Source organism: Polymorphospora sp. A560 (assembly GCF_045781765.1).
Lineage (GTDB): Bacteria > Actinomycetota > Actinomycetes > Mycobacteriales > Micromonosporaceae > Polymorphospora > Polymorphospora lycopeni.
Map to the genome: position 1 here is coordinate 3,704,425 of NZ_CP122282.1, position 10,571 is coordinate 3,714,995.

General features: G+C 68.3%; 10 protein-coding genes and 1 pseudogene. 5 read left to right on the forward strand and 6 right to left on the reverse strand.

Annotated elements, in window-relative coordinates; translation table 11 throughout:
- Positions 1–42 precede the first annotated feature (42 nt).
- Positions 43–1,569, reverse strand: coding sequence for an MFS transporter (locus QCD66_RS16680; protein WP_375736974.1), 1,527 nt, complete (start codon positions 1,567–1,569; stop codon positions 43–45).
- 94 nt (positions 1,570–1,663) lie between these two features.
- The gene (locus QCD66_RS16685; RefSeq protein WP_375736973.1) at positions 1,664–2,110 is read right to left on the reverse strand and encodes a hypothetical protein; all 447 of its coding nucleotides are present in this window, start codon (positions 2,108–2,110) and stop codon (positions 1,664–1,666) included.
- A 115-nt stretch (positions 2,111–2,225) separates the two neighbouring features.
- Here QCD66_RS16685 and QCD66_RS16690 point away from each other — a divergent pair, with 115 nt between their 5' ends.
- A complete protein-coding gene (locus tag QCD66_RS16690; RefSeq protein WP_375736972.1) occupies positions 2,226–4,286 on the forward strand; it encodes a HEAT repeat domain-containing protein in 2,061 nt (686 codons plus the stop codon).
- A 15-nt stretch (positions 4,287–4,301) separates the two neighbouring features.
- Here QCD66_RS16690 and QCD66_RS16695 read toward each other — a convergent pair whose 3' ends face one another.
- Both QCD66_RS16695 and QCD66_RS16700 read right to left on the reverse strand, forming a co-directional pair.
- Entirely contained in the window at positions 4,302–4,724 is a 423-nt protein-coding gene (locus QCD66_RS16695) for a hypothetical protein (protein WP_375736971.1), read from the reverse strand.
- Positions 4,725–5,365: 641 nt separating this feature from the next.
- Positions 5,366–6,025 carry a class I SAM-dependent methyltransferase gene (locus QCD66_RS16700; RefSeq protein WP_364219447.1) on the reverse strand — a complete coding sequence of 220 codons (660 nt, stop codon included), beginning with the start codon at positions 6,023–6,025 and terminating at the stop codon, positions 5,366–5,368.
- A gap of 274 nt (positions 6,026–6,299) precedes the next feature.
- On the opposite strand from QCD66_RS16700, the gene QCD66_RS16705 reads away from it, so the two are divergent.
- Together QCD66_RS16705 and QCD66_RS16710 are read left to right on the forward strand one after the other, a co-directional pair.
- Positions 6,300–6,677 carry a VOC family protein gene (locus QCD66_RS16705; protein ID WP_375736970.1) on the forward strand — a complete coding sequence of 126 codons (378 nt, stop codon included), beginning with the start codon at positions 6,300–6,302 and terminating at the stop codon, positions 6,675–6,677.
- Between the two features lie 65 nt (positions 6,678–6,742).
- A pseudogene (locus QCD66_RS16710) lies at positions 6,743–6,907 on the forward strand (IS630 family transposase); the annotation flags it as partial.
- Positions 6,908–6,909: 2 nt separating this feature from the next.
- On the opposite strand, the gene QCD66_RS16715 reads toward QCD66_RS16710, so the two are convergent.
- Together QCD66_RS16715 and QCD66_RS16720 are read right to left on the reverse strand one after the other, a co-directional pair.
- Complete coding sequence (locus QCD66_RS16715) at positions 6,910–8,070, reverse strand: methylenetetrahydrofolate reductase (protein WP_375736969.1); 1,161 nt, start codon at positions 8,068–8,070, stop codon at positions 6,910–6,912.
- 191 nt (positions 8,071–8,261) lie between these two features.
- On the reverse strand, positions 8,262–8,996 hold the full coding sequence (locus QCD66_RS16720) for a uridine kinase (RefSeq protein WP_364219453.1): 735 nt from the start codon (positions 8,994–8,996) through the stop codon (positions 8,262–8,264).
- A 566-nt stretch (positions 8,997–9,562) separates the two neighbouring features.
- On the opposite strand from QCD66_RS16720, the gene QCD66_RS16725 reads away from it, so the two are divergent.
- On the forward strand, positions 9,563–10,168 hold the full coding sequence (locus tag QCD66_RS16725; protein WP_407567193.1) for a class I SAM-dependent methyltransferase: 606 nt from the start codon (positions 9,563–9,565) through the stop codon (positions 10,166–10,168).
- A 118-nt stretch (positions 10,169–10,286) separates the two neighbouring features.
- Positions 10,287–10,457 carry a hypothetical protein gene (locus QCD66_RS16730; RefSeq protein ID WP_375734813.1) on the forward strand — a complete coding sequence of 57 codons (171 nt, stop codon included), beginning with the start codon at positions 10,287–10,289 and terminating at the stop codon, positions 10,455–10,457.
- The last annotated feature ends 114 nt before the right edge of the window (positions 10,458–10,571 follow it).

Sequence of the window (10,571 nt, forward strand, 5' to 3'; positions counted from 1 at the left end):
GAAGAGTCACGCAACGACACACCACAACCTAACAAAGCACTACTAGTGACTCGTGGACGTAGTGGGGTCGCCGTCTGCCGGTTGTTTCGGCGACGGGATGGTGCGCCAGGCGACGATTGCGGCCAGTGCCGTGATGACGCCCGCGATCACGGAGGTGGTCTGCATGGCGTGGACGAACGCCTCCTGCGCGGCGTGGGCGAGGGCTGACCCGGGGTCGAGGACGTTCATTGCCGAGGCCAGGGAGTCCTCCACTGCGCTGCGGGTGGCTGTCGGGAGATCGTCGGGAACGGTCAGGTTCGCGCGGTAGACGAGGGTCACGATCGAGCCGAGGATAGCGATACCCAGCGCGACGCCCAGTTCGTAGGCGGTCTCGGAGATCGATGCCGCCGATCCGGCCTTGCGGGGTGGGACGGCCGACACCACTGCGTCGGTGCTCAACGTCATCGCCAGGCCGACGCCCAACCCGACCGGAACCAGGGCGAGCCCGAGCCAGAGGTAGTTGTCGGCGCCCTCGGCCAGCGCCATCAGGACCAGTCCGACGGAGGCCAGGGCCTGGCCGAGGGCGATGGCCCGCCCCCGGCCGAGTCGGGACATGGCGATTCCGACGAGGCCGACGACGACGATCGAGGCGATCGTGGCGGGCATCTCGGCCAGTCCGGCGAGCAGTGGACCGAGACCGCGGGCCAGTTGGAGGTACTGGGAGAAGAAGAACAACAGCCCGGTCAACGCGAAGATCGAGATGAAGTTCGCCAGCACGGACCCGCTGAACGCCGGGTTGCGGAACAGGGCCACGTCGATCATCGGCACGGGCAGCCGTCGCTGCCGGCGTACGAAGAGCGTTCCGGCGGCCAAGCCGACCGTGAGGCATACGGCGGTGACGGTGTCGAACCCGGAGCCGATGGCGTGTTTGACCGCGTACACCAAGGGCACGATCGCCGCCATCGACAGGCCGGCGGACAGTGGGTCGAAGCGTCCGGGAGCGGGATCGCGTGATTCGGGGAGCAGGAAGGCGCCAGCGACCAGGAGCACGATCATGATCGGCACGTTGATCAGGAACACCGAGCCCCACCAGAACCGCTCCAGGAGCACACCGCCGACCAGTGGCCCGAGCGCGATGCCGCCGGCCGAGGCGGCCGACCAGACCGCGATCGCCCGGGTGCGCTCGGCCTGGTCGGTGAACATGTTGCGGATGATCGACAGGGTCGAGGGCATGATCGTTGCCCCGGCGACGCCCAGCAGCAGGCGGGCCGCGATCAGTGCCTCCGCCGTCGGGGCGAACGCGGCCAGTAGCGACGCCAGGCCGAACGCCGTGGTTCCGGCCAGCAGCAGCCTTTTGCGGCCGATCCGGTCGGCCAACGTACCCATCGTGACCAGCAGGCCGGCCAGTGCCAGGGAGTAGATGTCGCCGATCCACAGCACCTGGGCGGCCGTGGGGGTCAGGTCACGGGTGAGCGACGGCACGGCCAGGTACAGCACCGTCCCGTCGATCGCCAGCAGCAGGACAGCCCCGACCAGCACGGCGAGTGCTGCCCAGCGGCGCCTCGGCGCAGCCTCCAGCGGTGTCGTCATGAGCAAAACTTAACCGACCAGTCGGTGCAGTTTCTAGCGGAGGGTGCTGCCCGTCACTGCGAACCGGGATCCAGTTCAGCGACGGGGCGTCCTCTCAGTCCCCCGAGAACCCCCAGAAGTAGATCTCGGACGGCTTGCCGCCGTCGTCGTGCAGCACCGCGCACCGGCCGAACCAGCGCTGCTCCGCCAAGTCGCCGATCTGCCCGACGTGCGCCCTGGTCAGCCTGGTCACGCCGGCGCACCGCAGCGCCTCTGCCGCACTGACCGGCTCGACCGTGCCGAAGTCCGGTTTCTCACCCGGACGCACCATCTCGTGCATGTCGAGGATCGAGTGGGTGCCGGATTCCTGGACCGACTCGGAGCTCCACAGCTCGTCCTCGGTCCGCGGCCGGTTCGGGAAGTCCTTCGCGGACCTGTCGAACTCGTACGGCTCGGCCCACCAGTAGTCGCCTTCCTCGAAGACCCTCGCGCGCAGCTCGTCCAGAGCCTTGCCCAGATCGGGCTGGTATTCGACGAAGTAACTCCAATAGGACGCACCCACGGCACTCTCTCCGTCCCGGAAACATCGACGACGCATCGAAGCACGGGGCTACGACAAAGAATGTGCGTGGTTGACCTCAGGCGGTCACCGGTCGGGCAATCCGTAGGCTGTGCCGGTGCTACGTGGTCTTGACGACATTGCCTGGAGCGGACTGTCGCACGCGTACGGGAGCGCCGAGGATACGCCGGCGCTGTTGCGCAAGGCGGCGTCCGATCACCGGAAGGTAGCTTCCGACGCGCTGTCGGAACTGCACGGCAGCATCTTCCATCAGGGCACCGTCTACGAAGCGACGGTGGCCGCCGTGCCGTTCCTGGCAGAGCTCGCCCGGCACGCCCCGCAGATCCGGGCCGACTTCACCTGGATGCTCGGAATGCTGGCCCATTCGCGCCACGCTTACGGCGACGAGTTCCCGTCGGTACGGGCGGCCGTGGCCGCCCAGGTGGACCTGTTGCTGCCGCTGCTGAACGACGGCGATCACCGAATCCGTGAAGCGGCCGCGTACACCGTCGCCCAGGCGGGTACGGCCGCCGGGCCGCTGTGGCGACGGTGGGAAGTCGAGGACGATCCAGCGGTCCGGGCGTCGCTCGCGCTCGCCCTCGGCCACGTCGACGGCCCAGCCGCCGGCCCGGTGCTGGCCGACGCCGCCGTCAACGGCCCGCCCGCGGTCCGGGTCGCCGCCGCGGTCGCGCTGCTACGTGCCGGGCTCACCTGGCCCGACGGCACCGTCACCGCCGTGGTCGACGCGATCGACGACGGCGCCACCGTCACCCACCGCTGGGCCGAGGCGGAAGGCTGGTACGACGAACTCGTCGTAGCCCCGAACAACGAGGTGGCCGCAGACGTACTCGGCCACCTGCTGCGGGCCGCCAAGCCTGATACTCGTCGCGCCGGCATCTGGGCGATGGGTCGACGGTGCGAGACCCGGCGCTCCGCACCCGCGGTGTTCGTGCCGATGGTGGTACCAGCAATCGACGACCCGGACCCCCACGTCCGCGGCGAGGTCATCGGCGCGCTCCGCCGGGCGGGTGCGGTCGCCGGCCGGTTCGCGGACATGCTCGCCCCCGTCGCGGCCCGCTTCCCGCAGGTGGCCGGGGAACGCGGCTTCACCGACGAGTACCGGGCGGTCGAGACCCTGCTGCTGCTCGCCGACCCACGCTGGATCGAGCCGGTGTGCGCCGCGGCCGCCGCCGGGCATCAACCAGACCTGTCCACCGAGGCCCGGTTCAGTCCCACGGTGTTGGCGGAGATTCGCAGCAGACTGGCCGCCGACCCGGCCCGCGCAGACGTCCTCGCCGGCGTCGTAGCGCAGTGGGGTACCGACGCCGCGGCCGTCGTACCGGACCTGATCGCCGCGATTCCGTACGCCGGGTCGCAGGTCGCCTGGGCACTGCTCGACCTCGGCCACGACGAGCCCGCCGCCCTGCCTTACCTGCGGGCAGAGGCGGCGCAGACCGGCAACCTCCCGGCGGCGCTCGCCGTCTGGCGGATTACCGGCGATACACAGCCACTACTCGACATACTGCGATCCACCCTGTCCGGGGCACGGCAGGCACCGCCCTGGGAGGTGTCCGGTCTCGGCGATGTCGGCGACGGCCTGCTGCCGCTGCTGCCCGCCACCCGCGAACACCTCACCGGCACCGCCGCCCGAACCCACCCCGAACGCCAGGTCCAGCTCCTCGCCGCCCGCATCGTGGCCACCGCCGACGGACCGGCGGCCGTGCTGCCGACCGTATCCGCCGTCCTTGCTGGCGGAGACACATCGGCGCACCTGGCGGCGACCCTGATAGCCGAACTCGCGCAAGCCGACCCGGCGGCGGTGGCCAGCCTCGAACCACAACTGCGTCAGCAGCTGGACGACCGCTGGAGCCGGATCGCGGCGGTCCGGGCGCTGGCTCGCCTCGGCGTGCCGACGGCCGAACTGGCCCGGCCACTGGTTCACGGCATCGCCGACTACGACGGCCAGTACGCCGTCACGGCCATCGTCGAACTACGCGCAGTCGAGACCATTCCGGCACTGGAGGATCTCGTCGCAGGCGACCGACGCTTCAACACCATCAGCTTCGGCGACGACATCGTCTGGGACGACGAACGGCTCCAGGAACGCGTCCGTTCGGCGATCGCCGACCTTGACGCCATGGCCACGTCCAGATGGTGGAGCCAGCCCGCGGCGGTGTAGCGTGCCCCGACCACTTCACTGAGGGCCGAAGGAGCCCACCAGCTCGACCGACTCCACCGTGTACAGCGCCTCGGCCAGGTCGGCGTCCAGGCCCGCGTCGGCGAACACGCCGTGGTAGACCTCCCGGTGCCGCGCCGCGTCGGTATCAACGCCCGGCGCGTCCAGCCGGTCCGGATCCCCGGCCGCCGCGGCGATCCTGGCCCACACCTCCGTCACCAGGTCCTGGTCGTGGTCCCGGCCGAGGCGTTGCAACGCCACGCCCACCCATTCATGCGGCAACAGGCTGGTGACCAGAGTGCTCCGCCAATCGAACACCACTGATCGCAGCGATTCCTCGACCGCGCCAGCACCGATTCCACCCCCGACCAGCGTCACCTCAGTACGGCTCTTTCCCGGGACAGATCCCCCTGCTGAAGCAGAACGGTCGAAGGTGAACATCCGTGCACCGACGCTCAGGGGTCGCGGCCGCCCGTCGAACCGATGGACGCCGACGCCAAAGCCGTCAGCCGGATCGGAGCCCCACCGCGGCGCGAAAGCGTACTGCTCGTACCAACGGCAGATCTGCGGCACCAGGTCCGGCGGTCGGCGATGCCTGGTCCACGACATGGCCACCGGTCCGACACAACTGGGTGCCGTACCCGACCGTCCGTTCTACGTCCTCGTCGCTGATGTTGCTGAACACCCCGCACACGAGCACCAGATCAGCAGGGGCAACGCCGCCGTACTGATCAACGAGCGCGGCGTCACCGACAAGACCTCGACGCCAGGTAGCCCGGCGGCCACGGCGGCTCGCCGGGCTACCTGCGCGTTGCGTGGGTCCAACTCCACCAGCCGAGCGGTCACGTCCAGCCGGCGGGGATGCTTCTCCAGCACTCCCAACAGATCCCGGCCCTGTCCTGCGCACACGCTGAGCACGCGGAACGGACCAGGCGGATGATCATCCAGCAGTCGGAGGATCTGTTGGATCGACGGTCTGGTTTGTTGACGCCCCGGGTCCTGGGTGGAGAGCCGCCCGTTACCCACAGGCGAGGGGCAGCCAGGTCATCCCGGGCATGACCACGCCGCACAGAGGTTTGCGACTACGTACTCCTGGGGTCGGTCCTGCGGACCAGCATGTACCCGTATGGGGGCTCCGCCTCTTCGGCTGGGATGCTGCCCTGGAAGACCAGGGCGAAACCGGCGGTGGCGAAGCGGTCCTCCATTTCACGGGCGGAGAGCCAGTACCGGTCGAAGTCGATGCCAAAGCTCTCGACGCGGCTGCCTGGAGCGTTACGGTGCAAGGTGCCGTCGCCGTGCTTGAAGGCCGTCACCAGGTATCCGCCCGGCTTGACGACTCGGCCGAGCTCGGTGAACGCACGTTCCCTGGCGTCCGGCGCAAGATAGATCAACGAGAACCAGCACACCACCCCGGCCAGCGACGCGTCCTCGAATGGCAGCTCGCGCAGGTCGGCGACCTCGTATGCGAAGCCTGGGTGCTGTCGCCGGGCTACTTCGACCATATTGGGCGACAGATCCACGCCACGAGGCGACAGACCCCGGCTTGCGAGGTAAGGAAGAAGCCGTCCGGTGCCGCAGCCCACGTCGGCGACCTCCGCGCCCACGACCAAGGTCATCTCAGCGAACAGGTCGAGCATGGCCCGCTCGACCGGCATGCTCTCCAGCACCCCGACCAGGTTCTCCGCATACCACTCCGAGAGCACGTCGTGCGCGTCCCGCAGTTCCTCGGTCCTGGCGTCCATACCCCGTTGCCTTCCCGTCGAGACCGTTGTGACGGCGAATCTATCCCTCGTCGGGCTACGGGCTGCGATCAGAGTCAGGTACTCCAAATGCCCAGGGCCAGGTTGACTGGCGGCCACGGTTACCCGGCGATCAGCGGTTCAGCGCCCGCTCCCGCGCTGCTCGAACTGAGTCAACGTGGGAGTGGGGTTACGCCCGGACCGCGGCCAACAGCGGACGTACGACGGTCAACAGCGCCGGCACGTCACTGCGGAATCCGGCGGTGCGCCAACCGCTATGGTCGATACCCTGGCCGGCATGGCCATCGCTCGCTTGCCCCTCATCGCCATCGACTGTCCCGATCCTGGTGCGCTCGCCAGGTTCTACGGCGCGATGCTGGATTGGAAGGTCGACGTCTCTGTCGACCGGGCTTCGGTCTGCCCTGAGGACGGCCAGTGCATCGCATTCCATCGGGTTGCTGATTACACGCCGCCGACGTGGCCGACCCGGGAGCGACCCAAGCAGATGCACCTCGACATGTTCGTTGATGACCTCGATGCCGCCGAGGCGGCGGTGACCGATCTCGGTGCAACCAAACACCCGGACCAGCCCGGTACGTCCTACCGGGTCTTCCTGGACCCTGCAGGTCATCCCTTCTGCCTTTGTCTGGAATGATCCAGATCGGAGCCATCGGCGCGGCGTTCGCGCTCATCGGCAAGCCAGATCCCGACGCATGCGGACCCCAAACAGTGCGACGGTGATCGCCCGCCACGACCGTGAGGGCCTGGCCGGGCTACCCGACCGGCCCCGACCCGGCTCGCCCCGTCTTGGACCGCATCCGGACCCTGCTGACCAGGCGGAAGGAATGGGCCACCCTACGGCTCTGGTGCGCCCTGGCTCGGCCGCCTCAACTGCTTGCAGCCGGGCCTCTTCCCAGTAGTAGCGCAACGTCCGCCGCGAGTTCGACGGTTGCGTCGATCTCGGCCTTGCGAATTGACACGCTCTCCACATTGAACCCATAGGGCATATTGAGGTTCTGGCAGAAGTTGGCTAGATCCTGGGCGATCGAAACGGCCTGCCGGCACGATTCCGCAAGCGGGTCACTGGAATAGCGAATGGAGTTCTCCAGCCAGCGTGGCACGTCCACGCCGAGCCACCTGACGAACTCCAAGGTCTTGAGCGAGCCGCACACCGATAGCGTGAAGATCACCGGACGCGGCGCGATCGCCCGTGCCCGGCACTCGTAGAAGTAGTCGGAGATGAGGTTCTTGGTCTCGTTCACGTGATAGACCACCTGTGAGACGAAGAATGAGCAACCGCGTTCCTGCTTGGCCAGCATGCGCAGATGCTCGTCGTGGCCGCGGGTGTGCCGCTCCCCGATGACGACTCCGCCAAGCATCAGCTCCGGCCGCACCTGCTGGTGCGCGGCGTGAGCCGACCGCAGGTCGGTCCGCACCGGCTTGTCCCTGGACGACGGACCGACGAAGACGCTGAGCACCCGCTGCGGATCGGCCTGACTGAGCCAGTCCCGTAGTTCCTCGTTGCGGTATTTGCCGATACAGCGGTAGATGACGACCGGAAGATCGCCGGCGCTGAGGTGGTCGGCGTAGTACTGGGCAGGATCCAGTGTCGGCAGGAACGGGAACGGTCGTTCCTCGGGGAGACGATCGGATTCGTCATCGATGTCGTACAGAATCAGGCCGTCGATCGGCAGCCGGGCCAGCCGCTCTGCCGTGACCGCCGCGATCTCCTTGACCCGCTGCTCGGTCTCGTGGCGCTTGGGCGGCGTGAGACTGAACAGCATGACGCCTGAGTCTCCTGCGGCGAGCATGTCCCGAAGCCCCGGCGATTTTGCCACTTCTGGTCCGCCACCGGCCGGCTCGCCTTCGTTCAAGGGTCCAGACTCCGACATGAGCAGCACGCTACGGCCTGACGCACCATCGAACCCGATGGGCCGATCGTGATCCCAATCTCTGAGTTCAAGCCGGGAAACCACAAGGTAGATCCGGACTTCGGCTCGTCGACTTCCGGACCTACATTGCGAGTTGGCGGTCAGCGCCGGGGTCATCCGCAACCTTCAGCCGGACGCGACAGCCTCCAACGATTCCTTCGCCGGCTGCACCAAGACCCTCACCGACCCGTGGCTCTGCGTAGCCATCGTCGACCGGCCCACGATCGACGGCAACATCATCGAAACCGGAACCGACTCCTACCGCCTGGCGCACACGTGCTCGCGCCGAGCCGCACGGCTGACACGCCTCACCCGGCACGCCGGTCGCGCAGCAGGCGCGGCTGGTCGAACAGAGCGTTGTCGACGATCACGTCGACCAGCCGCAGTGGATCCACCTCGGTCAGATACAGCCGTTCAGCCACGAGATAGCGATCCCGGTGCACCGCCTCGGCCTGAGCGCCAGCCCAGTCCTGGTCACGGTGGGTGCCCCGACGCACGGAGGTGTCCTCGTCGACATCCAGCCAGATCCGATAGTCCCAGAAGTCGTTGATCTGCGGGCGGAACGCGAAGACACCATCAACAATCAGCACCGTGTCCGCTGTCGCGACAGCGACAACGTCACGATGTTCGATCTGCGTCAGCGGATCGATGCTGCACAGCACGCAGTCGCCAGACCCGTCGGGGCCCGCTGGTTGCAGCAACAGCGACACCACCGCGTCGTAGTCGAAGGCATTGCGGTAATAGCCCTCACCGGACTCGCGGTCATACAGTTGCCGGTCACGCCACGGCCTCTTGAAGTCGTCCAGACTTGCCCGCAGCACCGGCCGGCCTCGCGCGCTGATCTGCTGCGCCAACTCGTGACCGAAGCTGGTCTTGCCCGCGGCGGTCAACCCGTCGATGCCAACCCGCAACCGTCTGTCGCCACACGCCAACACTCGGTCAGCGACCTCCGCCAGCACCGCCGAACGCTGCTGCGATGCCCGAGGCGGCAGTGGCTGCTGCCACGTCGACACCGACATCTGCACCGCGGCCCGACCATCCATGACCCGGAACCTATCGCAGTCGACCGGCACGGATCATCAGCGCTGAGAGACGGGCCCACCAATCACGCTGCCCGAACCGACGACCATCTGGTGTCCGGTGTCGCGACCCGAGTCACTGACCGGCGGCGAGGTCTACGGCGCCGCCCGGCCTACGCGCCGACCTGGAGGACTGCAGGATCGGCTACGTCCAGGCGGTCGGCTGTGGCCGGCGCGTGCGCGTCAACGATGGCCGTACCCTGATCGGCGCCGGCGAGCTCGCCGAGCGGACCGGGACCGCCGAGTGGCAGGTACACAGTTGCGGGCGGGGAGAAAGGATCCGTGACCACCTGTGGACGTGGGTCCCACCCCCCGGGCCAGACTGGCCCTTGCACGCGGCGATGAAGGCTGGTGGTCAGCGTGGGGCAGAGGCCCAGGTCCCGGCGGCGGGCACACCGTCACTCACCAACCGGCCATATCCGGAGAGTGCTCACGGCGCCGGCGGCTGGTTGGGTAGTGGGTGTTGCTGGCGGGTGGAGCGTCGGCGGCTCGATCGGCACCACCGGTGTAGGGCCGGATACGGTGATCCCATGGGCAGACCGACCCGCTGGAGCACCGATACCGGCCCCGATCACTCCCGGTGGTACGTCGACCGGTTCCGTCAACTGGCCGCCGAGGGCGCCGACCTGGGCGGTGAAGCTCGGCTGCTCGACGCCATGGTCGCTCCCGGGTCACGGATCCTCGACGCGGGCTGTGGCACCGGGCGGGTCGGTGCCACGCTGGCCGCCCGGGGGCACACCGTGCTGGGTGTGGACGCCGACCCGGTGCTGATCGATGCGGCTCGCGCCGACCATCCCGGACCGCGCTGGCTGGTCGCCGACCTGGCCACGCTGGACCTGCCGGCGTCCGGGATCGCCGAACCGTTCGACGCGGCGGTGGTGGCCGGCAACGTGATGGCCTTTGTCGCGCCGGGCACCGAACGCGACGTGTTGACCAGGATCGCCGCCCACCTGCGGCCGGACGGAATCGTGGTGGTCGGCTTCGGCGCCGACCGGGGATACGCGTTGGCCGCTTTTGACACCGACATCGAGGCTTCGGGTCTGCGCCGGGAACACCGCTTCGCGACCTGGGACCTGCGCCCCTGGCATCCGGGCGCGGATTTCGCGGTCACCGTTCTCCGCCTGCCGGCGGAGTGAACCAGGACACTGGGCCGCTGAGCGGCAGCCGGCAACTGTCCCAAGCCGGCCACTTCGACGAACCTTGCCGGGGTCCTGGGGAGTCTAGAAGGGTGTTTCCCAGGGGGACCATTCGCATGTGGGATCGGCCGAGCATCCGGCGGAGATCAACCTGCTGTTCTACGGCATCACGGTCCTGCGCGACGTGTGCACCGACGCGGATTCCGAGGCGCCCCGGATCCTGACCGAACGGGTCTTCCCGCAGCGGGCCGACGTTCGCTCCGTCGACGAATGGGTCGCCCAGCCCTGACCCGGTCCGACACTGGCCAGGCTATACCGATCGGTACATACGACCGTTCCGCCCGTAGGGATGTCGTTGTGGTCGATCTCGGGTCCCGCCGCGTCCGACGAAGCGCCCGCGTCC